15 protein-coding genes are annotated in these 24,130 nt (G+C 71.2%); 3 read left to right on the top strand and 12 right to left on the bottom strand.

Annotated elements, in window-relative coordinates; all coding sequences use genetic code 11:
* Position 1 precedes the first annotated feature (1 nt).
* The 6 genes from ACN27F_RS11805 to ACN27F_RS11830 all read right to left on the bottom strand — a co-directional run bounded on the left by ACN27F_RS11805 (position 2) and on the right by ACN27F_RS11830 (position 15,215).
* Positions 2-1,474 carry a diaminopimelate decarboxylase gene (locus ACN27F_RS11805; RefSeq protein WP_421433330.1) on the bottom strand — a complete coding sequence of 491 codons (1,473 nt, stop codon included), beginning with the start codon at positions 1,472-1,474 and terminating at the stop codon, positions 2-4.
* Between the two features lie 13 nt (positions 1,475-1,487).
* The gene (locus tag ACN27F_RS11810; protein ID WP_421433332.1) at positions 1,488-2,903 is read right to left on the bottom strand and encodes an aminotransferase; all 1,416 of its coding nucleotides are present in this window, start codon (positions 2,901-2,903) and stop codon (positions 1,488-1,490) included.
* Between the two features lie 29 nt (positions 2,904-2,932).
* Positions 2,933-3,913: an NAD(P)-binding domain-containing protein gene (locus tag ACN27F_RS11815; RefSeq protein ID WP_421433334.1), complete on the bottom strand. Its 981-nt coding sequence runs from the start codon at positions 3,911-3,913 to the stop codon at positions 2,933-2,935.
* Positions 3,914-4,059: 146 nt separating this feature from the next.
* A complete protein-coding gene (locus ACN27F_RS11820) occupies positions 4,060-6,000 on the bottom strand; it encodes an FAD-dependent oxidoreductase (protein WP_421433335.1) in 1,941 nt (646 codons plus the stop codon).
* Positions 5,997-7,184 (bottom strand): hypothetical protein, encoded by a 1,188-nt coding sequence (locus ACN27F_RS11825; protein WP_421433336.1) that lies wholly within the window; start codon positions 7,182-7,184, stop codon positions 5,997-5,999. The genes ACN27F_RS11820 and ACN27F_RS11825 overlap by 4 nt, the downstream gene beginning before the upstream one ends.
* A 33-nt stretch (positions 7,185-7,217) precedes the next feature.
* Positions 7,218-15,215, bottom strand: a complete 7,998-nt coding sequence (locus tag ACN27F_RS11830; protein WP_421433337.1) for a beta-ketoacyl synthase N-terminal-like domain-containing protein — start codon at positions 15,213-15,215, stop codon at positions 7,218-7,220.
* 588 nt (positions 15,216-15,803) lie between these two features.
* Between ACN27F_RS11830 and ACN27F_RS11835 the strand changes: the two genes are divergently transcribed.
* The 3 genes from ACN27F_RS11835 (at position 15,804) to ACN27F_RS11845 (ending at position 18,776) form a co-directional block, all read left to right on the top strand.
* Positions 15,804-17,108 (top strand): ABC transporter substrate-binding protein, encoded by a 1,305-nt coding sequence (locus ACN27F_RS11835; RefSeq protein ID WP_421433339.1) that lies wholly within the window; start codon positions 15,804-15,806, stop codon positions 17,106-17,108.
* 121 nt (positions 17,109-17,229) lie between these two features.
* The gene (locus ACN27F_RS11840; protein WP_421433340.1) at positions 17,230-18,426 is read left to right on the top strand and encodes a helix-turn-helix domain-containing protein; all 1,197 of its coding nucleotides are present in this window, start codon (positions 17,230-17,232) and stop codon (positions 18,424-18,426) included.
* A 182-nt stretch (positions 18,427-18,608) separates the two neighbouring features.
* On the top strand, positions 18,609-18,776 hold the full coding sequence (locus tag ACN27F_RS11845; protein ID WP_421433341.1) for a hypothetical protein: 168 nt from the start codon (positions 18,609-18,611) through the stop codon (positions 18,774-18,776).
* On the opposite strand, the gene ACN27F_RS11850 is transcribed toward ACN27F_RS11845, so the two are convergent.
* The 6 genes from ACN27F_RS11850 to ACN27F_RS11875 form a co-directional block, all read right to left on the bottom strand.
* Positions 18,751-19,428 (bottom strand): DUF1775 domain-containing protein, encoded by a 678-nt coding sequence (locus tag ACN27F_RS11850; RefSeq protein WP_421433342.1) that lies wholly within the window; start codon positions 19,426-19,428, stop codon positions 18,751-18,753. The two genes, ACN27F_RS11845 and ACN27F_RS11850, sit on opposite strands and share 26 nt — an antisense overlap.
* On the bottom strand, positions 19,425-21,179 hold the full coding sequence (locus ACN27F_RS11855) for a copper resistance CopC/CopD family protein (protein WP_421433343.1): 1,755 nt from the start codon (positions 21,177-21,179) through the stop codon (positions 19,425-19,427). The genes ACN27F_RS11850 and ACN27F_RS11855 overlap by 4 nt, the downstream gene beginning before the upstream one ends.
* 2 nt (positions 21,180-21,181) lie before the next feature.
* Positions 21,182-21,934: a YcnI family protein gene (locus ACN27F_RS11860; protein ID WP_421433344.1), complete on the bottom strand. Its 753-nt coding sequence runs from the start codon at positions 21,932-21,934 to the stop codon at positions 21,182-21,184.
* Between the two features lie 144 nt (positions 21,935-22,078).
* The gene (locus tag ACN27F_RS11865) at positions 22,079-22,684 is read right to left on the bottom strand and encodes a GNAT family N-acetyltransferase (protein ID WP_421433345.1); all 606 of its coding nucleotides are present in this window, start codon (positions 22,682-22,684) and stop codon (positions 22,079-22,081) included.
* Positions 22,685-22,735: 51 nt separating this feature from the next.
* Positions 22,736-23,368 (bottom strand): GOLPH3/VPS74 family protein, encoded by a 633-nt coding sequence (locus ACN27F_RS11870; RefSeq protein WP_421433347.1) that lies wholly within the window; start codon positions 23,366-23,368, stop codon positions 22,736-22,738.
* A 127-nt stretch (positions 23,369-23,495) separates the two neighbouring features.
* Entirely contained in the window at positions 23,496-23,876 is a 381-nt protein-coding gene (locus tag ACN27F_RS11875) for a zinc ribbon domain-containing protein (RefSeq protein ID WP_421433349.1), read from the bottom strand.
* Positions 23,877-24,130 lie beyond the last annotated feature (254 nt).

The following is a 24,130-nucleotide window of genomic DNA, read 5'->3' on the forward strand; positions in this document are numbered from 1 at the left end:
GTCATTGACCTCCTATCGCGCGGCGGGCGGCGGGTTGCGGCCGGTCCGCCGGGTCGTCGTCGATCAGCAGGACCTCACCGGCCGCACCGCGCAGGCAGTGGTCGGACCGCATCGACGCGGCGTAGCCGCCGGCGTTGAGCAGCGCCACCCGGTCGCCCTCGCGTAGCAGGGTCATCCGGTGCTCGGCCGCCCAGACGTCGAGCGTCTCGTTGATGTTGCCGACCACGGTGTACGTGCACTCGCCCTCCGCCCATCGGGGAGCGACGGCGACGGGTTCACAGGGCAGGCCGTAGAAGGCCGGCTCCATCGCCAGGTTGAACCCGGCGTCGAGGCCGGCGAATCGCACCTCGCGCCGCTGTTCCACCGAGGTGACGGTGGTCAGCAGCAGTCCGGCGTCTTTGGCGAAGTAGTCGCCTGGTTCGACCGCGACCCGCAGCCCACGGCCGGCGAAGCGGGCGGCGATCGTGTCCGCCCAGACGGTCAGGTCCAGCGGCTGGTCCGTGGCGGTGTGCGGCACGCCCAGGCCGCCGCCGAGGTTGATCTCCCGCAGATCGGCGAAGGCGTCGAGGAACTCGCCGGCCGCGTCGAACGCGGCGGCGAGTTGCCCGAGCTGCCCGTCGAGGTAGCCGCAGCCGACGTGCATGTGCAGCCGGACGACACGCAGCTGCCACTGTTCGGCGATCGTCCTCGCCTCGTCGACGTGTTCGGGATAGATGCCGAACTTGGTGGTCGCGGCACCGCTGTAGGTCAGCAGCTCCTTGTCCTGGTAGCCCACGCCGACCGCCGGGTTGATCCGTAGGCCGATCTCCCGGCCGGGGCCGGCCCGGCCGAGCCGGGCCAGCGACGACAGTGAGTCCACGTTGACCCGCAGCCCCGGGAACCTCGACAACACGTCGATGTCGCGGGCGGACAGCGACGTTCCGGTGTACGAGATCGCCTCGACCGGAAACCCGCACCCGAGCACGTGCATCAGTTCCCCGGTGGAGCAGACGTCGACGCCGCACAGGTCACGGGTGCGCAGGTACGCCAGCAGCGCCGGGGAGCGGTTGGCCTTGACCGCGTAGTAGATCCGGTGCTCGACCCCGGCGTGGGACAGTGCCGCCGCCACCCGGTGGATGTTGTCCCGCACCCGGCTGGCCCGCAACACGTACGTCGGCGTGCCGACCTGCCCCGCGAGCTCTTCCAGGTCGGTGCCGCCGAGGTGTAGCCGGCCACCGTGGTAGCGCAGGTCGTCGCGTTGCCACCAGGACGACGGCGCGGCCGGCCCGGTGTCGCCGTCCGCGATCACGTACCGCACCCGGGAGGCGATGTCGGCGAGCGCGTCGGAGATGTCCTGCGGTTCGCACCCCGCGCCGAGGACGACCCGCAACGGCGTGTCGGTGCCCTGGCTGGTGATGGCGGCCTGTTTGATCCGCAGCACCGCCAGTGCCGGTGGCAGGCCGCGGCAGTCGAGAATGGCTGGCGACGCGTCCATGACGTCCCGGTCCCTAACCGAGGTCGCCGGCGGCCAGGTCCCGCTCGGCCCGGGCGAGTGAGTCGGCCACGATGGACACCATCCGGTCGATCTCGCCGGTGGTGATGATCAACGGCGGCGACAGGATGCACAGGTTCTCGGACGGCCGTACCAGCAGCCCGGACGTCTCGCAGTAGTGGTCGACCCGGCGGGCAAGGGCCTGGTTGCGCAGGGTGGGCCCCTGCTCACCGGGCACCTGGCACTCCACACAGGCCATCAGGTGATCGCCGCGCACGGCGGCCACGATCGGCGAGGCACGCAGTTCGCGCAGTCGCCGCAGGAAGTACGGGCCTACCTCGCGTACGTGCCCGCAGATGTCGTCGCGTCGCATCACCTCGATGTTGGCGAGCGCGGTGGCGCAGGCGACCGGATGGCCGGAGTAGGTGAACCCGTTCGAGAAGACCGGCTTGGCCGGGTCGGCCGTGCGGGCCAGCGTGTCGGCGACGTGGTCGGCGACGAGCACCGCGCCGAGCGGCTGGTAACCCGATGTCAGACCCTTCGCCGTGACCAGCATGTCCGGCACGATCCCGAACCTGGTCTCGGAGGCGAAGAAGTGCCCGAGCCGGCCGAATCCGCAGACCACCTCGTCGGAGACGTAGAGGATGTCGTGCCGCCGGCAGAGCTCCCGGGCCGCCTGGTGATAACCCGGCGGCGGCACCAGGACCCCGCCCGAGGCGAGCACCGGTTCGGCGATGAAACAGGCGATGTTCTCGGCGCCGATGCGCAGCACCGCCGCCTCCATGCCGGTGATCAGCTCGTCGAGCCGCTGCCCGGCGGACACGGCGGACACGTCCGGGTCGAACACCGGGCATTCGAGGTGGTGCACCCAGTCGTTCTCGTAGTGGAAGTAGGTGCGGTCCGCGCTCTTGCCGCACAGCGACGCCGCGAGGAACGTGCTGCCGTGATAGGCGTTGTCCAGCGTCAGGACGTGGTGTTTCGCCGGCCGTCCCTGGCTGGCGAAGTAGTAGTGCGCGATGCGGACGGCGGACTCCACCGCCGTCGAGCCGCCGGTGGTGAAGTGGACCCGGTTCAGGTCGCCGGGTGCCAGCTCGGCCAGTGTCGCGGCGAGTTCCGCCGCCGGTTCGTTGACCATGTCGCCGAACGGGGTGAAGTACGGCATCCGGCGGGCCTGGGCGGCCATCGCCGCGATGAGTTCGTCCCGGCCGTACCCGACCGTGACGCACCACATGCCGCCGATCGCGTCGAGGTAACGCCGGCCCTGACTGTCGATCACCTCGACGCCACGGGCTTCGGACACCACGAGCGACTCCGGACGGCCCAGCGTGCTCAGATCCGCCCACGGATGCAGGACGTGACGGGCGTCCATCGCCACGTGCGACGTGGCGGTGCCCGGCGTACGGGCGTCGGTGTCGTGGGTGTTGTGCGGCAATGCCCTGCTCCCTGTCGGTCGACCGGCGGCTACGGCGTGCCGAGGATCGCGCGGTAGTGGTCGTGGGTCGCGGTGACGGCGCTGGCCCGGTAGCTGGCGTGGTACTCGGCGAGGCTCGGATAGCCCGCTTCGCCTTCCTTCGCCAGCGCCTCGACGAAGCCGCCGTCGCGGATGTCTTCGATGATCTGCCGGCCCTTGGCCCTGACCTCGTCGCCGATCAGCCTGCCGAGGTAGCGCTGCACGCCGAACCGGCAGGTCGGCGAGCCCTGCTGCTCGATCACCTCGTACAGGCCGGTCGTCGCGGCCTCCACCATCATTTCCGCCATCTCCCCCGAGGCGTACATGTCGAGCAGGGCGGGAAGCGGGTCGTAGCCGGCCTCGACCAGCACCTCGAAGGCCATCCGGCAGGCGTCGAGCAGCAGCGGGGTCAGGAACTGCTCCTGGAACAGGTCGAGCTCGGTCTCGACGGCGTGCGACACCGGCAGTACGCCGTAGCGGGTGAAACCGACCGCCTTGGCCAGGCCGAGTGTGCGGCGCAGCGCCGTGCCCGACGGGTCCTGCACGACGTCGACGAAGGCCAGCACCCCGCTGCCGTCGAGGTAGCGCTGCCGGATCGGCTTGCCGAACATCTTCGGCGCCAGCAGCGCCACGTCGATGTGGCGGGGCAGGTCGATCCGCCGGTACCGGATGGAGAATCCGTGCGCCACCACGAACAGCGCGCCGTCGTCGAGGTACGGCGCGATCTGCCCGTCGTACACCTCGGGGTGCGCCTCGTCGGGGATCAGCAGCAGCACGATCGACGCGGCGCGCACCGCCTGGGCGATCGGCCGGGTGTCGAAGCCGTCGTCGATGGCGGCCGTCCGGTACTCGTCGGCACGGTTGCCGACGACCACCCGTACGCCGCTGTCGCGCAGGTTGGCCGCGAAGGCCTTGCCCTGGATGCCGTAGCCGATGACGGCGACGGTCGCTCCGTCGATGTCGTCGAGACTCGCGTCCCTTTCGAAGTACATGCCTGACCGCTCTCCGTGAGTGGGTGTACGTATGGAGAGGTCCGCCCACGCCCGGCGCGGCACCGCGTCTGGGTAGGTGGACCGTGCGTACGAGGAATCGGAGGGACAGGGATCGTGGTCCGCTGGTCGACGGGTCGACGGGTCGGTCAGTCGACGCCGCCGGCCCGCGCGGGCTCGGCGCGGACGGTGGCGGGTGGCGCGGGAGGCGCTGCCTGAGTTGCGTGGGCGATCTGGCCGGACAGCGACGCGGGTTCGTGACCCCGCAGCCGGTCGCCCAGCTCCGTGTAGGCCATGTTGCGGGTGTAGATCTGCGCGAACCGCTCCCACTGCGCGCGACGCTGTTGCCCGCTCCAGTGCAGCAGGTCACCCATCTGCCGCAGGACCAGGTCGAGCACGGCCAGGTCGAGATCGCAGCGACCGACGTCGTCGAACACCACGGCGTCGCGGATTCCACCGGCGTTGAGCAGGTAGTCCGCGTAGCTGGTGGCCATCAACTGGTCGACGTGGTGTTCGACCTTCCGCCGGACGAAGTCCGAATCCCGCTGCGGCGGTTGCCCGATGTGCGGCGCGTAACGGTCCTCGTCCGGTACGGCCAGGAACTCCATCCGGTGCGTCGTCGAGCGCCCGAGCCGCTTGACGTCCTTGCGGCGTAGCTCGCGGGCGATGTGCGCGGCCACCTCACGACCGGCCCACCGGAACTCGGTGAGCTTCACGTTGATCATGTCGTAGACGACGCCGCCACCGCAGCGCCGCACGGCGATACGGAACATGCGGGAGATGTCCTGCACCGCGATCTGGCCACCGTCGGTCGAGGCCAGCGGACGGATCCCGCAGAACACGTTGAAGATGTCCCGCCGGCTGATCTTCCACCGGTCCCCGACCAGGGCGTTGTACGAGTGCAGCAGTTCCTCGATCTCGTCTTCCTCGGGAACGACAAGGTCGGGGTCGGCGTGTGCCCGGTCGGTGGTGGTGCACTGGATGTACCAGAGCCCGTGCTGGTGGAACGGCCGCAGGTAGTGTTGGCGGACCGCGTTGAGCGGCACCAGCCCGACCTGCAGCGCGGGATCCGCGGACAGGCTCTCGTGGATGAACTGGTTGGTCGCCTCCAGGTGCGACCCTCGGGAGTAGACCACCGAGGTCCGGTTGTCCGGCTGGACGGTCCGATTGCGTGCCTGGTCGATCCAGGGGCCGGCGGCGTTGGTGATCGTGTGCGCCTTGACGGTGATCGTCTGCGGCAGCGTGTCGTGCGGGAAGCGCCGGGCCAGCGTCACCAGGAAGTAGCCGCCGTCCGGGTCCTCGATCCACTCGTAGTGTTCGACCTCGACGTGGCACAGCGCGTGGATGGGATGCGCGTCGGTGCCCCGGTGGTACGCGTCGCGGATCGCCTTGGTGACCAGGATCTTGTCGTTGTTCGCCTTGCCTTCCCAGTACCTGATGCCGCCGAGCACGTCGTCGGCGGCCAGATTCGGTAGTTCCCGGTGCAGCGACGCCTTGTTCCAGTACAGCTTCACCCGGCTGAACCGGGGGGCAAAGCTGAGCCAGGCCCAGCAGGCGGCGAAGGCGTCGTACAGCGAGATCCCGAAGAACACCGACCACTTCTTCTCGGGGCTGTCCGGCAGGACGAACACCACGTTCGGGATCTCGTCGACGGTCCGGCGGCTGGTGTCGAGCAGGATCTTGCGTTCCCGGGTCCCGTACCAGACCAGCTGCAGATCCAGCCAGGCTCCCCGCAGGTTCTGGGCGAACGTCTGCCTGATCTTCGGGTCGCGGCGCAGGCGCACCGCCAGCAGCAGGCGGTGGAAGGCCATCCTGAGGTAGCGGATGCCGGGGTGGATCGCCTTGCCCGTCTTGCTGGACGTCTCGCCGCCGAACGTGCCCCGCTCGACCAGGACCGCGCTGGCGTTGGACCGGGAGGCCAGGTCACGCAGTACCCCGGCGCCCGCCGCCCCGCCTCCGATGATCAGCGTGTCGTAGACGAGGTCGGGTCCGACCCGCGACCGCTCGGCCAGCTCCCGGTACTGGCGTACGACGTCCGGCATGGCGAACGTGCCGGTGACCTGGTCGGCTACCTGCGTCGCCTCGATCACGATGTTCGACCTCCTCGTTGTACCGCGACCACCCGATGGGCGGCGTCGCGCCAGGCGCGGAACGTGACCGCTTGGTCAGGCGGGACCGGTGCGGTCACCTGCCAGTCCCACGCTGTGTCGATCATGTACGTCATGAACGCGCGGATCTGGTCGCGGGTCATGCCTCGCGCGCCGTGGCGCTGCTCGACCAGGCGTTCCTGTGCCTCGCGTTCCCGGACCATCTGCTCGAAGGACGGCCAGTCGAAGCACCAGAGCGCGTCCATCCGGTCGAACACGGGTCGCCACGAGCGCAGGCTCTCCGCGACCCGGCGGCGCAGCCCGTCCGGCACCGATGCCGGATCCACCGTGGTGTCGGCGCCGGCGAACCAGAGGTCGAAGAGGAAGACGCCGACGGTGCCCCGTACCTCGAACCAGCGGTCGGGCCCGGACGGATGATCGTCGAGCTTCTTGTCGAAGTTGGCCATCCGGATCACGCCATGAGCGTGGCTGTGCTCCATTTCGTGCAGGTTCCGCAGCAGCCAGTCGAGATCGTGGGTGCCGGGCAGCGCACGGTTGGACACCCCCGGTACGCCCGGATCGTATCCGTGGGCGACGAGCCGTTCGCGGTCACCGCGGCCGAGGTACCAGTGGTCGCCGCTGCGGGCCACGGCCCGCCCCTGGGTCTCGGTGTCGAGCAGCTCGTCGAGCACGACCGCGAGGGCGTTGGTCAGCACCGTCTTTCCGGCGCCGGGGCTTCCGTTGAAGCCCATCACGTAGAGCTCGTCGGGGCGCCGCCGCTGCTTCTGTGCCATGATCCATCCGGCGAGCGGAAGGTAGAGCCGCCACAGCTCGACCACCGGCACCGGGGTGGCGGCACCGGGGAAGTACGACCGCCACCACCGGGCGAACCCCGGCCAGACCTGCCGCAGTGTCCGGATCCGCTGTTCGGTCCCCCGGTGGTCGGGCGCCGCGCCGGACGTCTCCTGGACGAACCGCGCCGGGACCGGATCCTGCCGGGTCGCCTCGACGAGGGTCGTCAGGTCGTCCCGGCCGAGGGCGGCTCCCTCGGCGACCGGTCGCAGGATCAGGTCGAGACGCGCGTCGGACGCGGTCGGCGGCTCGGACGCGGCCAGTACGTCGGACGCGGTCGGCAGCTCGGCACTGGTCCGCGCGACAGCTCGGGTTCCGCCGACGTTCCCGGACATGCCGCCACCTCCGATCGTGCCTGTCGTGTGTGTTCAGTAGTTGGCGAGCAGCGTGTACAGATCGCCGAGCAGCTGGTCGGGTTTCGCGATCGCCGCCAGCGGCACGTCCTTGCCGAACGACCTGGCGAACTCACCTCTGATCCGGGCGAAGTCCAGGGAGTCGAGTCCGAGCTCGACAAGCTTCTTCGACTCGTCCCACTGGTGCACGTAGGCACCCAGGAAGGTGCGGACGTCGTCGGCGTCGCCCGCTGGTGCCGGGGTGGCGTGCGCGCTGGCGACCGGGTACGGGTCGAGGGCCGGGCCGGTGTCGGCGAGCGCCGACAGCAGCGGCAGGCCGGTCCACGGTGACCGGTGCCAGTCGACGTCGCAGGCAACCAGGTTGTGCCGCGTCGTACTGCCCGCCAGGGTGGCGGCGAGCGCGTCGCCGAGCAGCCGCAACCCGGTGCCGCTGCGCAGCGGTGTCTCCCCGCTCACCCGCGCCGCGTCGCGCGCCCTCGCGCTACGCGCCGCCATCCCGACGTCCGCCCAGCTCCCCCAGTCGATCGCGACGACACTCGGCCCGGCACCCGGCGCCGACCACATCGCGTACGCGTCCATCCAGGCGTTGGCCGCCGCGTAGTTCGCCTGGCCGGGTGCGCCGAACAGTCCACTGGTGGAGGAGAAGGCGACGACCCATCCCGCGCCGGCCAGCCGGCCCAGTTCCACCAGCCGGGCCAGGGCGAGCTTCGGAGCGAGGACCGCCGGGAGCCGGTCCGGGGTCAGGTTGCGCACCATCGCGTCGTCGAGGCTGCCGGCCAGGTGCAGGACGCCGGCCAACGGACCGGTAGCGGCGGCGAGCGCCGCCGGATCGACCGGTCCGGTCAGATCCAGCTCCAGGAAGCGCACGCCCGTCCGCAGGTCGCCCGGGTCCGCCCGGCCGGACACCACGATCCGTCCCGGCGCCACGCCCTGGTGTTGGATGAGCCAGTCGGTCACCACCCGACCGATGCCGCCCGCTCCTCCGGTGAGCAGGTAGCGACCGGCGGCGGTGCCGAGCGTCCCGGCAGGCAGCTGCGGCAGGCTGACCGGGAGCAGCCGCTGGGCGAACAGGCATCCGCCACGGTAGAGCAGGTCGGTCTCTGCCGGGTGGGCGGCCGCGGCACGCAGGATCTGGTCGAGCTGCCCGTCCCGCCCGCCGGTGCCGTCCGCCGGCCAGTCACCGAGATGGACCCGCTGGATGGTGAGCCCCGGCTCCTCCTGGTCCAGTGACCGGGTCATGCCGGCCACGATCCCGCTGCCGGCACCGGCCGGCACGAGCACCACCAGCCGTCCACGTACCTCTGCCTCGGCGACACCGCGCAGCAGGTCGAGCAGCCGGGCGCCGTGCTCGGTCGGGGTGGTTGCGGGTGACATCCGGCACAGCAGCGCGACCCGGGCGCCACCGTCGGCGAGGCCGTCGCGGACGAACCGCACCGCGTCGGCCGTGGAGGTAGCGTCGATGTCGAGCCACCGGACCGGGTCGTCCGGGTCGACGACCCGCGCCGGGGCGACCGGCGCCCACGCCAGCTCGTGGCACCGGTCCACCCGCCGGTCGCCGTTGCCGCCACCGGGCGGGTCGAGGCGCTCGATCAGCGAGACGATCCCGTCGAGAATGCCGGTCCGTTCACGCAGCATGAAGTCGTGCGCACCGTCGTGCTGGCGTACATCGGTGATCACACTGCTGGTGACCGCCGTCCATGCCGGGGCCGACCCGCTGGGGAAGGACGGGTCGTGCGTACCGCAGTGCACCTGTACCGGCGCGTCGATCAGCGCGACCCCGTGCTCCGCCTGCCGTCGACGGATCCGCAGCTCCGCGCGGGCATCGGCGGCGAGGTCCGCTCGCAGGACCGGCAGCACCGTCCGGCGCCACCGCGGGTCGTCACGGACCTCGTCGGGTGCCATGAGGTAGGTGTCGACGGGATCATCGCCCGGTTCGAAGCCCGGTACGACCGGTGCCCGACCGACGAGGCAGACCAGGGCGATCCGCCGGTCCCGGGCCCAGTCGGCGAGCGGTCCGCCGAGCAGGTCCAGCAGCAGGGTGGCCCCGAAACTCATCCCGCAGAACGCCACCGCGCGCGGGCCGGCATCCGAGCGGATGTCATCGGCCAGTCCCGCCAGCAGTCGCAGGTCGTCCGCGTCGGTGACGTCCGGGCCGGCCGGGGCACCGGTGCTGGCCTCGGGGCCGGCGCGGTCCGGCAGCTCGACGGCGGCGATGTCCAGCCAGGACGGTGCCGTGCGCGCCCAGGACTGGAACGCGGCCGAACCGCCGCCGGCGTACGGCAGGCAGTACAGCGTCATCGCGGCGTCCGGCTTGGCGACGAACCGGACGATCCGGGCGGTCCGCACCGTCGCCCCGCTCACGTCGGCCGGGCGGATCGTCTCGGGATCGCCGTCGACGTAGATCGACGCCTCCGGGCGGGTCCAGAATCTGGTCCGCTCGAAACTGTACGTAGGCAGCCGGTGTCGGACACCGGAGGGCACCGGCGGCGTCGCCGGTACGTCGTGCAGCGCGCCGAAGTCGACGTCGACACCACGCCGCCACAGGTCCCCGATGGTGTCCAACAAGACCACGTCGTCGTCTCGGTCGGGACGCCGGCGGTCGTGCACGAGGCTGACCGGCTCGGGAACCGGGCCGTCCAGGTTCGCCAGACACTTGCCGGCCAGCGTGGTGAGCACACCGCCCGGCCCGACCTCCAGCAGGACGTCGGGTGCCCACTTGAGCAGGGTCGCCACGTCGTCGCGCCAGCGCACCGTGGCGGTCACGTGGTCGCCCCAGTAGGTGTCCGGACGGTAGCCGGCGTCGAGCCAGGTGCCGGTGATGTTGCTGGCCATCGGCACGGTCGGTACCCGTGCATCAAGGTCCGCCGTCACCGCGTACAGCCGCTCGGCCACCGGTGCCAGCAGGGCGCTGTGGAACGGGTGCGACACCGGGACCGGGCGGCAGGCGTAGCCCATCGCCGGCAGGTCGGCCCGCGCCCGGCGCAACGCGGCCGGTGTCCCGGACAGCACCACCCGGGCGGGCGCGTTCTCCACGGCGAGCCAGAGGTCCGGGCGCCCGGCCAGCCAGTCGTGCAGTCGTTGCTCGTCGCCGACGACGCTGAGCATCCCGCCCAGTCCGGCATCGGCGTCGTCGGGTCGCGCCGCGGCCGGCAGCGCCTCGGTCGCCTGGGCCCGTACGGCGACGAGCTCCGCCGCTTCGTCCAGGGTGAGCAGGCCGGAGACGATCGCGGCGACGTACTCGCCGATGCTGTGACCGGCCACCGCCACGGGCCGTACGCCGAGGTCGACGAGGGTCGACGCGAGCGCGTACTCCACGGCGAACAGCCCGCACTGGGTCACCGTCGGGCGCTGGACCGTGCGCTCGTCGGCGTCCAGGATCGCCGTGGCGGGATCGTCGGGCAGGTGCCGGGCGAGGCTGCGGCAGGCCGCGTCGAAGTACCGACGGAACCGGCCACCGTCAGCACGTCCCCGGTGGAGTCCGCGCGCCATCGCGGCGGACTGGGAGCCCTGGCCCGGGAAGCAGAAGGCGACCGTCGTCGCTCCGGCCGGCCGTCCCGCACCGGCCAGCAGCCGTTCGCCGAGGCGCACCGGGTCGGCTCCGGACACCGCCTCCGCGGTCACCACGGTGCTGGCCCGGACGGAATGCGCCTGCCTGGTCAGTTGTCCGGTCCGGATCGCCGGGCCGACCTCGTCGGCGGGCAGCGTGGTGACGAACCGGGTGAGCCGGTCGACGTTGCGGCCCAGCGCCCGTTCGGTGGCACCGGACACGGTCAGCAGGTGCAGCGGACTCGACGGCGGGTTCGGGTCACCGGCGGGCCGGGCCACCGGGACCGCCGGGACCGCCGGGACCGCGACGGGCGGCGGTGCTTCTTCGACGATCACGTGGGCGTTGGTGCCGCCGATGCCGAAGCTGGAGACGCCGGCCCGGCGTGGCAACTGGGTCCCGGGATCGGCCACCGTCCAGTCGCCCCGGCCGCGCCGGACCACGAACGGCGACCGGTCGCCCTCGACCAGGTCGACCAGTTTCGGGTTGAGCGTCCGGTAGTGCACGGTCGGCACGAGTGTCCGATGGTGCAGGCACAACACGGTCTTGATCAGACCGGTGATGCCGGCGGCGCAGTTGGCGTGGCCGATGTTGCCCTTGACACTGCCGATCTCGCAGCGCCCGGTCGCCGGGGCGGAGCCGGGCCGGTGCCGGTCGAACGCGTCGCGCAAACCGGCGATCTCGATGGCGTCACCGACGTGGGTGGCCGTCGCATGGCACTCCACGTAGGAAATCTGCTCGGCGGTGACGCCGGCCATCGCCATCGCGTCGGAGATGCACTGTGCCTGGGCACTGGCGCTCGGCGCGGTGTAGCCCGCCTTCATCCGTCCGTCGTTGGACACCCCGAAGCCGGTCAGGACGGCCCACACGTCGTCGCCGTCGGCGATCGCGTCGTCGAGACGTTTGAGCACCACCGCGCCGACCGCGTCGCCGAACAGCGTCCCGCTCGCCTCGGCGTCGAACGGGCGGACCCGCCCGTCCACGCTGCCCACCAGCCCTTCCTCGTAGCGGTAGCCGAAGTTCGGGAAGTTGATCGAGGAGGCGCCGGCCACCGCCATGGCACACTGTCCGGTCATGATCGCCTGAGCGGCCGCCGCCACCGCGACCAGGCCGCTGCTGCACGCCGAGGTCACCGTGACCGCCGGGCCGCCCAGGTCCAGCAGGTACGCCACCCGGGTCGCGATGTAGTCCTTCTCGTTGCCGATCTCGGTGAGGAACAGCCCGGCCGGGTCCAGGGGCTGCGTCAGGCCGCCGCCCTGGAGATGGTGGACGAGGTAGCCGTCGATGCCGCAGGCGGCGAAGACACCGGTCCGGTGGCGGTACGGGTTGTCCGCCCGCGCGTACCCGGCCTGTTCGAGCGCGCCGCACGCCACTTCGATGAAGACCCGGTGCTGGGGATCCATCAGCAGCGCTTCCCGCTGGCCGATGCCCCAGAACTCGGCGTCGAACGCGTCGACGTCGTCGATGATCTGGCCGGCGCCGACCCACTGCCGATGGGTGCGTACCTCGTTCGGCACGCCCTTGCGACGCAGCCGCTCGGCGGAGAACGTGGTCAGCGAGTCGACCCCCGCGGTGAGGTTCGCCCAGAAGTCGTCGAGTGTGGCCGCACCGGGAAAGCGCCCGGCCATCCCGACGATCGCCAGCCTGGTGGTCGTCGTCGGGTCGGGCCGCCGTCGCCTACCGTCCGCCGTCCGGTCGCCGCCCACCGGAGTGCCCGCGCAGCGCGCCGCCATGGCCCGTACCGTGTTGAACTGGAAGACCTCGATCACCGCGAGGGACAGGCCGAACCGCTGCGCCAGCAACCCGGACAGCCGGGCCGCGCTCAGCGAGTCGCCGCCGACGTCGAAGAAGTTGTCGTCGGGCGCGGGCGGCGGACCACCGAGCACCTCCTGCCAGGCGGCCGCGATCCGCTGCTGCATCGTCGTCAGCGGGCCGGGCGACCCCGGACCGAGCCCGGATCCGGGGCCGAAGCCTGACCCGGAGCCTGCCCCGGAGCCTGACCCGGAGTCGAAGGGCGGCCCGGAGCCCGGCGTCGGTGCGGGCGCGGCGTCGTCCGGTGGCGGCGGCAGCGCGGACAGATCGAGCTTGCGCGAGTCACCGCGGCTGATCGGCAGGGTGTCGAGTCCGATGACGTGCCGGGGTCGGGCGTACTCGGGCAGGTTTGTGCGGGCGCGCTGACGCAGCCGCGCCAGTGCGGTCTCCGATGGCGCGCCGTCGTCGCCGACGGCGTACGCCACCAGTCCCGTCGGCTGACGGATGCGGCTGTCCACGATGGGCCGTACGACGACCCGCGAGACGTCCTGCTGGCCGCTCAGGGCGTGCTCGACAGCGCGCAGCGACACCTTGAAGCCACGGATCTTGACCACGTCCCCGACCCGGCCGAGGATCTCCAGCTCGCCGCCGGGCAGGAAGCGGGCCCGGTCACCCGTACGGTAGAAGGTCGCCTCGGCGAACGGCGACGTGGCGAGAGCGTCCGGGCAGGGCACGAACCGTTCCGCTGTCTTCGCCGGGTCATTGAGGTAGCCGACGGCGACACCGGGGCCGGCGACGTACAACTCGCCGACGCCGCCGTAGGGCACCGGCCGGGCCCGGTCGTCGAGCAGGACGGCGGCGCTGCCGGCCAGGACTCGGCCGACCGGCGCGTAGGACGATGCCGACGTCACCGCGGCGGCGCCGTCGGCCGGGCGGGGCAGCAGGTCGGCGTACGACACGTCGAGGCTCTCCCACGTGCTGTACGCGTTGACCAGCCGTACCTGCTCGGGGAACAGCCCGGCGGCCTTGTCGACGACGCGGACCGGGACCACCTCGCCCATCAGGAACACGATCTCCAGGTGCTGGAGTTGCCGGGCCAGCGACGCCGCGGCGACGGGGTGGTCCAGCACGCTTTCCAGCAGCGAGGGCGTGACGACGAGGCGGGTGATGCCGTGCGTGGCGATGGTACGCACCAGCCGTACCGGATCGACGATGTCCTCGTCGGCAACGACCACGGCCGGCTTCCCCTGCAGCAGCGGACGCAGGCACTCCCAGGCGAAGAAGACGTTCAGCCCTTCGCGCGACGATTCCTGGTACGGGTAGCGCTCGTACCGCGCGTCGAAGCAGTAGAGGCAGCCGAGGTGGGTGTTGAGGACCGCCTTCGGCGTGCCGGACGTCCCGCTCGTCATGGAGATCAGCGCGATGTCGGACGGCTCGACGGAGGGAAGGCTCAGCTGCGCGGGCCGGCTGAGCTGCTCCTGCGGCGGCGCGCCGTCGAGCACCAGCAGCCGTTCGGGGCTGCGGTACGCGGCGGGCAGCAGGTCGGCCAGCTCGGCGGTCGTCACCACGGCCCGCACGCCCGCGCTGTCCAGGAACTGGGCGAGCAACGTCGCCGGCCAGTTCTTCTCCAGCAGACAGGCCGCAGCGCCCAGGCCGAAACAGGTGAGCAGGGCGACGCAGTATTCGGCGGAGTGCGGCAGGAGCAGTCCGACCGCGTCGCCCTTGCCGATGCCGCCGGCGGCCATCCGGGCGGCAAGGGCGGTGACGGTGTGGTCGAGCTGGCGGTAGCTCCACTGCCGGGGGTGGTCGACCAGGGCGAGGGCTTCGGGTGCCGCCGCGACCTGGGCCCGGAACCGGTCCCACAGGCTGCCCGGAACCTGGGGGCGGTAGTGGGGGTCGGTGACGGCGATCGCCGGGCCGAGGCGGGTCCGCACCTGGTCGAGGTGCCCGCCGATGCTGGCCAGCAGGGCGGCTTGGGAGCTGACCGGGTAGAAGTGGTCGCCGGGAAGGACCTCGACGGCGAACGGCACGGCGTCGGCGAAATGTTCGCGCCAGGCATGCAGGTCGGCCAGGTCGACCGTGCGGTCCCGCGCGCCGCCGTACACGACCGACGCGACGGCGAGCCGTTCGCCCGCCGCGTCACCGGTTCGGCACGGATAGGTCTCGTCGAGCCACAGGTCGGCGCGCAGCGGCGGGATGACGAGCCGGAGCAGGTCCTGATCGGCGAGCAGTTCCGCCGGGACGAGTCCCCATGCGCGCACGAGATCGAGCAACTCGTCCTCGGCGAGGGCGTGCATGCTCCGGCCGGCAGGCAGGTGCGGTGCCCGGTGCGCGGACAGGAACAGGACCTCCGGCTGGCGACGACCGGACCGGCCCAGTTGTCGACAGACGTCGAACGCGGTCAGTGCGCCGAAACTGTGGCCGAAGAACGCGAAGGGCGTCCCGTCGTCGATGCTCCGGACATTGTCGACAAGATCGTCGACCAGGGACGACCAGTGTCGATAGGGAACACTGTCGCGCCGGTTGCCCCGGCCCGGTAGGGAGAACGACACCACTTCGACGTCGTCCGGCAGGCCGGCGGGCCATCCATTGAATATGGAATGATTGCCACCGGCGTGCGGAAAGGCGAACAACCGGAGGGCGACGTCCTCGCGTCGGGAAAGAAAGGCGACTTCGATACTGCCGGTCGGGCCGAAAGCTCCCGTAGACCGTACCAAAGCGACACTCCCCCCCGCGTTGTCAGTGGTGATCATCAGACGCGTGGCCACTGTAGCAACGCGGACTGTGGACAGGGAGCGCGTCGTCGGCTGGCGTAAGTATTCGCATACACCATCTTCTACCCATGTCCTCTATAGATCCTGGATCTCGACAGGCCGAATACGGCAGGTCTGGGCGCAAGCCGGGCAGAAAGCCTTGGCTTGCGTCAGCTTGACCGGACTGTCCTGGTGAATCCACGCCCGCCGGATGCCCGTCCACCCAAGGCTGGTAGGGCGGACGGGCGGGCCAGGCAGGGGGGTGGAAACCTGGCCGATCCCGTCACACCGCCGAGGATTCCCGGATCGGCGGCGCGGCGGCGCTCAGCGGTACGGCGCTGCACCGGCGCACGTCAGTGGCACGACACTGGAACGGCACCAAGGAAAGCGTTTTCCAGTCAGTCGAACATTACGGGCACATTGCCCTCATGTCAACGCGTCGATCATCGGCAGTTCGACGATCGACCGATCGGACCGTTGACACCCACCGGGTCGACTTGTGTAAATGGTCGGGCCGCCGACCGGTCGACCCGCCCTGATCAGGAGAAACTCGTGCCACCATCCACGACCTCAACACGTGGAGCATTCCCCCGCACACTGGCGGTCGTACTCGCTGTCACCATCGCGGCGGCCGGGTGCGGCGTGGGCACCACCGGCGAGACCGACGACGGACCGGTCGAGCTGTCCATCTTCTGGTGGGGCGCCGAGCGCCGGGCCGAGCTGACCCAACAGGCACTCGATGTCTACAGCACCCGCAACCCCGGGGTGAGATTCAAGGTGACCTGGCAGGGCTACAGCGGCTACTACGACAAATTGTCCAGCCAGGCTGCCGCCGGTAACGCACCTGACCTGTTCCAGATCGACGACAACTACCTGACCGAGTACGCCGAACGGGATGTCGTGCTGGACCTGACCGGGTACGTCGACAGTGACGAACTCGATCTTTCGCAGTTTCCCAACAGTCTGGTCCAGTACGGACAGCTCGGTGGCCGGACGGTGGCGGTCGCCGCCGCGGCCAACACACCCGGCATGATCTACAACAAGACGCTCGTCGACGAGCTCGGCGTGGCCGAACCGACGATCGGGATGAGCTACGACGAACTCATCGACTGGGCCAGCGAGATCACCGTGCGCACCGAGGGCGAGGTCGCCGGCACCATGGATCCGTCCGGCGACTACAAGGCCCTCTGGCTCTGGCTGCGTTCACAGGACATGGAACTCTACCGGGGCCGTCAGATGGGGTTCGGCACCGCAGAGCTGACCGCCTGGTTCGAGTTGTGGCAGCGGGCGCGGGAGCGCGACGCCACCCCGAGCGTCGCGGTGATAGCGGCGGCCAACAGCGGCGACGTGACCCAGCAACTGGTCGTCACCGGGGCGGCGGCTACCTCGTTCATGTGGTCGAACCAACTCGCCGAACTGCAGAAACACACCTCTGACGACCTACGCGTGGTGTCCTATCCGGGCGATCCGTCCGGCCAGTGGGCACGAGCTTCGATGTACTGGGCCGGTTTCCGTGGCACCCGGCATCCGCAGGTCGTGGTCGATGTGATCGATTTCCTGGTCAACGATCCACAGGCGGGCCGGGTCCTCGGCACCGAGCGCGGCCTCAGCTCTAATCTCGAGGTCCGCGAGGCCGTGCAGACGACGCTCGCCGACGAGAAGATGAAGGTGTCGGTCGCGTTCGAACAGGAGATGGCCGAGTTGTACGGGTCGGCACCGGTGCCCCCACCGCGTGGCCACGTCCGGATCCGTGCCCTGCTCATCACCGCGGCGGAGAGCGTGCAGGCCGGCCAGGCCACTCCGCGACAGGCCGCCGAGGAGTTCCTCGCGCAAGCCAACGCCGCGCTGGCAGGCTGAGCGAGCCGGCCGAACGGGCGGCCCGAGCGGGTCCGCCACATGGCGAGAACCGGGTAACAGCGCGTTACATTGGTCGACGTCGTGCCGTTCGAACCGTACCGTCGGCGTGGGAGGTACTCCGATGCCGGAGGAATACATCGGCCTGCGGGTCGCGCGGTGGCGTGACATCGCGGGTATGACGCAGCAACAGCTCGCCGCCGAGATCGGGGTAAGCCGCGAGTACGTCTCAATGATCGAAAACGGCAAGCGGGCGGTGACCAAACGGTCGATGCTGATCGCGCTCGCCTCTGCTCTCGGGGTTTCCACCACGGATCTGACGGCGCAGCCGTACCTGCCGAGATCCCGCAACGATCTCGCGCTGTACGCCGCCGTACCGGCGATCCGCAAGGCGATGGACGACGACGAACCGGCCACCGCCCGCCCGGCGGCGCAGCTCGCCGCCGAGGCGGACCGGGCGATGCGGGCCCGGATGGCCTGCGACAACCCGACGCTCGGGGTGCTGTTGCCCCGGCTGATCTGCGACGTCCGCTCGACGGCGAACGTCGACGACGACCCGGTCGCCCACCGCATCGCCGTCCAGGCCCTGGTCACCGGCTCACTGGCGCTCAAGCCGCAGGGCCACGTCGATCTGGCGATGCGGCTGGCCGAGCGCGCGGTACGGGCCGCCGAGCTCACCGCCGACCCGGCCTGCGTCGCCGCCGCCGACTACGCGCTGGCACAGGCGATCCTGGCCACTGGACTACGCAAGCGGTCCTGGACCCTGGCCAGTACGGCAGCTGAGAAGATCCAGCGGCGCTGCGGCACCGACGAGTGCCGCGCCTGGTACGGCATGTTGAACCTGCACGCGGCGATGTCGGCGGCCAGTCTCAGCCAGTACGACCTCGCCGAGGGACACCTGGCCGAGGCCGAGGCCGCTGCCCGTCGTACCGCCGGCGATCCGTGGCGGATGGAGTTCACCACGGCCAACGTGGCGGTGTGGCGGGTCGGGGTGGTGCTGGAGAACGGCGAACCGGCCAAGGCTCCCGAGCTGGCCCGCCAGGTGGATCAGAGCACGCTGCGGACCCCGCAGCGACGGGCCAGGCTGCACATGGACGCCGGGCGCGGGCTGCACGCCGCCAAACGCAACGAGGAGGCGGTTCGCGCCTTCCTGCGGGCCGAGTCGATCGCCCCGCACGAGACCCGCAGCCGGGCCGCCGTACGCGAGATCATCGCGCACATGGTCCGCGACTCCCCGCTGCGCGGTGGCTCCGACGAGCTGCGGCAACTCGCGGTCCGGATGGGGATCGATCCGCTCTCGCCTGAAGGGCACGCAACGTAACCGTCGGTTACGCAAAAGCCGCCTACGGTCCTTTACCGTCGTCAGTACGGGGTACGGCGCCGGGTGTCAGTGGAGAGCCCTCGGCGCCGTACCCCGGCCTCTGACGCCCCCGGCGCACCGCGGTGACCAGCCCCTCGGCTCCCTGCGCCCGTCGCACCCGGACAGTCCTGACAGGAGGGACCGTGGTCTCGTACGACGAGTACCTGTTCGCCGTCGCGGCGACGCTGGCCCGCCGGCACCGCCCGCAGTGGTCATGGCGACGGTGGCGGCGCACCTGCCGGTGCGGGGCCGAACTCCCCTGCCGGGTCCTGCACCGGGTGCCCATCAACCGGGGCCACTGGCCGCGCTGATCCGGAGGCCGACCAGGCCGGCCCCGGTCACCAGCACCGCCAGCGCGACCAGCACCTGCGGCAGGTCGGCACCGTCCGCGGTGTCCGCCGCCCGGCCCACCGCCGAGGTGGACCCCGCATCGGCGCCCGGACCGGCCGCCGGGGTCAGCACCGCCGCGGTGGCGACCAGCGACGGTGCCGGACGCTCCGTGTCCGGCTCGGTGCCGGTCCAGTCGTAGCCCGACCCGTCGGCGCACCGCTGCACGGCGGGAAACCAGAACGTCTGGCCCACGGCGCCGGTCAGCCGCACCAGCACCGAGAACTCGGCGGCCCCGGCGGCGATCTGCGCGTCGTCGATCGCCGGCCCGGCCCAGTCGACCCGGCTCGGCGTGACCTCGGCGGTCCAGCCCGGTGGCTGTCCGGTGGCGGTCGCGGCGATCGCGCCCTCGGGCATGCGCACCGACAACTCGGTGGTGTCGGCGGTGTCGCAGCCGTGGTCGAAGGTGAAGGTCAATGTGGTCGCGCCGGCACCGTTGGGCTGCGCACCGGCCAGTTGGGTGTGGGCGGCCGCCGGCGTCGCCAGCCCACCGGCGGCGACGCCGGCGAGCACCGCTCCCAGCGCGGGCGCCAGCAGCAGGCGACCGGCCAGCCGCCGGCCGAGCAGCCAACTCATGGGATCACCACCGACAGTGTCGCGATCGGGCTGTCGAACCGGGAGGTACGGGCGTTGACGGTGACCACCCACTCGCCGGCCAACGGGAAGTCGGCGACCGCCTCGTACCGGCCGGTGCCCACCTGGGACAGTCGGCGTTGCAGCGGTCCCACCCCGAGCTCAGGCTGGCTGACGGTCACCGTCGGCGCGGCCACCGGCTCCAGCGGCTGTCCCGCGCCGTCGAACAGTGCCAGCTCCAACGCGTTGATCCCGGTCGTACCGGGGGTTATCCGGACCCGTACCGTACCGTCACCGAGAACGCCGTCGACGGTACGGGCGCCGGCCACGGTCTGGGCACCGTCGACCGGCCGGGCCCCGGTGGCACCACCGGTCGGGTCGCGGGTGACCAGCACTCCGGTGATGGCGAGCACCGCGACGAGCAGCACCGCTTCCGCCCGTACGGTGCGTCGCAGCACCCGCGAGGCGGCCGGCTCGCTACCCGGGCGGACCACCCGGGGCACCAGCCGGTAGCGGTTCCAACCGGCGATGCCGAGCAGCACCGCCACCACCGCGACCTTGGCGAGCAGCAGCTGGCCGTACGTGGTGTCGGTCAACGCCGACCAGGAACCGAGGATCCGCCAGCCCAGCAGCACCCCGGCCAGCCCGAGCAACGCCACCGCGGCGGCGGCCGCCTGGGAGAACCCGGCCACGGACCGGGCCCGAAGTTCGGTCGGCAGCTCGCCGGACCGGTCGGCCAGCACCTGCCACAGGCCGAGGACGCCACCGACCCAGACCGCGGCGGTGACCACATGCAACAGGTCGGCACCGAGGACCAGCCAGGCCGGTCCGGTGCTACGGGTGTGCCCGACGACGGCCAGAGCGCCAAGGGCGAGCGCGGCACCCGCGAAGACCGCAGCGGCACCTGCCCGGCCCCGGCCGGGCCCGACCCGCCGGCCGCCGACGGCGACCAGGACCACGACGACACCGGCCGCGGTGAGCCCGGCCGCCAGACCCAGGTCGGATCCGTACCCGTCGCGCCAGGTAGCCAGACTGGCCAGCGCGGACACCTCCGCTGCGTCCTGCCACCCGGTGACCACCGGGGGCATGACGATCAGCGCGGCCAACGCCAGTGCGCCGAGCGCCCGTACGCCCCGGCGCTGCCGGCGACGCAGCGCGGCGAGGGCATCCGCGCTGGCCGGACCACGCACGAACGCGTACCCGAAGACAGCCAGCCCGGCGCTGGCGAGCACACCGACGTACAGCACCGCCTCGGTGACCGGACGCAACACCCGCAGGCCGGCACCGGGTTCGGCGACCGGGATGATGACACTGCCGGCGCTCGGCGCACCGATCGCGAAGCTGAACCCGCCGGCCACCGGATGGCTGTCAGCCGAGATCACCCGATAGCTGACCACGTACGTACCGTCGGTCAGCTCCGGCGGCAGATCGATCACGACCGTGGTGTCGACCGAGCGGGCCGACGCGTCGAGCGCAGTGCCGGCCGCGTCGAGCAGCTGGATACCGCCGGCGCGCAGCTGGACCTGCTCGTTGAAGGTCAGCGTGACCCGGGCGGGCGCCTCGGCGAGCAGCGCCCCGTCGGCCGGGTCGGTGCCGAGTAGCGTCGCGTGCGCGGCGGCCGGGCCGGCGGGCGCGGCGAGCGTCAACAGCACGCCGAGCACCATCGCGGGTACGGCGACCCGACCCGCCCGCCGTACCCGCGATGCGCCGCGGCCCGGCCGCGCCCTGCGGCGCGGCCGGTGCGGTGAGCGCACGCCTACGCGGTCTTCCTGGTCCGGTGCAGCGCCAGCGCACCGGCGAGGAAGCCCAGCAGGCCGAGGAACAGACCGAACCAGCCGGCGAGGGAACCGCCACCTGCGTCGGTGGTCGAGCTGGCGGCCGCCAGCTCCGGTGAGGCGGCGTCGCCGTCCTCGCCGACCTCGTCGTCGCTGCTCGCGCCGTCGCCGGCGTGCTCGCCGTCGTCCTCGGCCGCGGTCAGTACGAACGACGGTGCGGGGTGGTCCAGCTCGTGGCCGTCCTGACCGTCCTCGGGCACCTGGGCCCAGGCCGTCTCGCCCTGCTCGCAGGTCTGGACGGCGGGGAAGATCAGGGTCTCGCCAGGAGTTTCGGGCAGCCGCAGGGACAGCTCGAAGGCGTCCCGGTGATCGTCGGGCAGCGGCGTCTTGGCGGTGTAGACGATCTCGGTGACCCGCTCGGTGAGCTCGTTGCCGTGGCTGTCGGTGACCGGCGGGTCCAGCTCGGCCATCACCTTCGCCACCGTCCAACCCTGGTTGACGGTGGGCGTGACCGCGTTGATCGGTTCCGGGATCTGGATGGCGACCTCGGTGGTGGCCGAGCCGTCGCAGCCGTGCGGTACCGAGACGGTCAGCACGGTGTACGAGCCGGCGGTGGTGACGCTGGGGGTGACGGTCACATGGGCGGCTGCCGGTGCGCCGGCGAGCAGCACGAGGCCGCCGGCGGCGGCCGCGACGGCACCGACCCGGGCGGCGCGGCGCAGGGTGGATTGCATTGACGGGAACCTCTCGACAGGTTGATCACCCGGCGTCCCGGGTAGGCGGACGTATGGCACGTTGAGGTAGTCGCGTGCCGCTGCCTGCTGGTTCCCGCGCGTTCACGTCGTCTGCGGAGCCCGCCAGAGTCGTCGGTCACCAAACTACCGTGGCGTACGCCACATCGGCCAGACCGGCGGTCCGTCCGGCAGCTGGATCGGCCCGCGCGAGACGTACCCGTGGCACAGGTAGAGATCCCGGTTACGCGGGGTGGTGGCTTCCAGGTACGCCGGCAGCGCCGAGCAGTCGAGCAGCCGGTGGTGGTACTCCAGCAGTGCGGTGCCGACACCCCGGCCCTGCAGCCACGGCGTCACCCCGAGGTACGCGAGGTGGTGGTGCGGCTCATCCGGCTGATGCGACCGCAGCACCGCGTCGAGAGTGGCGATCCGGTGCTGCCAGATGCCGGCGGCGAGCAGCAGTCGGCGCTGGTGGGCGGTGACGTGGCCGGCGGGTAGCGGTCGCTGCTGGTCACGCCAGATCGCCACCCCGCTGTACGGGCCGGCGATGTAGACCGGGGCGCCGCTGTCCAGGGCGTGCTCCAGTTCGATGGTGAACAGCGTCCGGAAGGTGGTGACCCGCGCGTCGATGTCGCCGACGAGCCACCGCGACACGGGCGCGATCAGAAACGCCTCGGTGAGCAGGGTCGCCGCTTGTGGAACGTCGTCGTGGGTGGCGGTCCGGACAGCGGTCGTCGGTGTGGTCGTGGTCATAGGTTCCTCCATGGTGAACGGTGGTGGCCAAATCGGGTCGTCGGGTGGCGGTCAGGCCCGACCGGACAGCACGGCGTTGCCGACCGCCGCGCCGGTGTGGACCAGCAGGTCCCGAAACGTCGGCCGCATCTGGTGCAGCAGCACGGCGAGGTGCTGGCCGACCTCAGGGTCGGCACCGTCGAGCAGGTAGGTGTCCAGCCCGGTCTGAGTGGCCAGCCCGGCGAGGAACAGGTCGGCCTCGTCGAGTGGCTCCAGCCGGCGCAGTCGCATCGACAGCCGTGCCCAGGGCCAGGCCGCCGTGTTCATGTCCACCGGCACGTACACGGTGCGGGTACGCATCAGTCGGCGGGATTGTTCGGCCCGCAGCACCCCGGCGGCGACGAGCCGTCGCGCGACATGCCGGTGCGCCCGTTCGGACAGCACGGCGAGCCAGGTTCGGACGGCGGTGTGCGCAGGCTCGTCGAGGAGCAGCCCGAGCACCGACCGGCCCAACGGGTCACCGGGTGCACCCGGGTCGACCACCCACATGTGTCCCGAGCTGACGGTCACCGCGCCCGTGGTGACCAGCTCCCCGACAACCGCACTTGCCAGGCCGAGGCCGACCGCACGTGGATGCAGCCTGGGCCGACCGGTGACGTCGTGATGGGCGAGCAGGAAGAACTCGTCCGCGAGCAGATGCGCCATGTCATATCAATCCAGCCCATCATTGGGCGCACGTTCGTACGCGACGCCAGCCCAACCGCGTGGGCGGTCGGGACGGGAGTGAATCAGGCGGGTGTGCTGTCGGGGGAGAGCCTCTTGGCGGGTGCGGTCACGTGGACCAGATGAGCTCCAGTTCGTCGGCGGTGCCGCCGATCCGGACCTCGGTCAGCACCTGGCGCAGGGTCTCGGTGACAGTTCCCGTCCCGGCACGGCGCAACAGATCTGGAAAGCGTGCTGCGACAGCGTCGAATACGGCCTGGTCGACGGTGCGTGCGTCGACCGGGCTCAGCCGACAACCGCACGGCGCGCCGTACGTCCGGCCGTCGAGTCGGGTCATCGGGATCATCTGCCGGCGACACGGCGCGCAGAAGAGCAGGCCAGCCAGTGGGGACGTGTCGGTTCCGGTGGGGTCACCGCCGGACGCGATGCGAATTCCACTCGGATATGCGTTGTCAGTGATCTCGTGGCGCATGTCGCGGCTCATGGCCATCGCCAACTCCTCAGTCTGATCACTGGGCGGATCCGCCGCCATCGGCGTACGCAGATCGAGTTTGCCAGGGTACCCACAATGGTGCAATATCTAACGCGCCGGTGAAACCACTATCAATCTTTGAAAACCCGAGATTCTTGTAGGTTTGCCCCATCGACTCGCCCGATATCGAGCGTCGACGATACTGTGGGACCCGAACGGACGAGTGACGTCGCGCCGACCAACGAGGACGGTGACCAACCGGTGGACCCCAC

Origin of the sequence: Solwaraspora sp. WMMB335, assembly GCF_049179075.1 — a bacterium.
Classification (GTDB): Bacteria; Actinomycetota; Actinomycetes; order Mycobacteriales; family Micromonosporaceae; genus Micromonospora_E.

Coding starts and splice junctions, on each gene's coding strand:
- ACN27F_RS11805 (WP_421433330.1), bottom strand. CDS start 1,474: ATGGACGCGTCGCCAGCCATTCTCGACTGCCGCGGCCTGCCACCGGCA.
- ACN27F_RS11815 (WP_421433334.1), bottom strand. CDS start 3,913: ATGTACTTCGAAAGGGACGCGAGTCTCGACGACATCGACGGAGCGACC.
- ACN27F_RS11825 (WP_421433336.1), bottom strand. CDS start 7,184: ATGTCCGGGAACGTCGGCGGAACCCGAGCTGTCGCGCGGACCAGTGCC.
- ACN27F_RS11840 (WP_421433340.1), top strand. CDS start 17,230: ATGCCGGAGGAATACATCGGCCTGCGGGTCGCGCGGTGGCGTGACATC.
- ACN27F_RS11850 (WP_421433342.1), bottom strand. CDS start 19,428: ATGAGTTGGCTGCTCGGCCGGCGGCTGGCCGGTCGCCTGCTGCTGGCG.
- ACN27F_RS11860 (WP_421433344.1), bottom strand. CDS start 21,934: ATGCAATCCACCCTGCGCCGCGCCGCCCGGGTCGGTGCCGTCGCGGCC.
- ACN27F_RS11865 (WP_421433345.1), bottom strand. CDS start 22,684: ATGACCACGACCACACCGACGACCGCTGTCCGGACCGCCACCCACGAC.
- ACN27F_RS11870 (WP_421433347.1), bottom strand. CDS start 23,368: ATGGCGCATCTGCTCGCGGACGAGTTCTTCCTGCTCGCCCATCACGAC.
- ACN27F_RS11875 (WP_421433349.1), bottom strand. CDS start 23,876: ATGGCCATGAGCCGCGACATGCGCCACGAGATCACTGACAACGCATAT.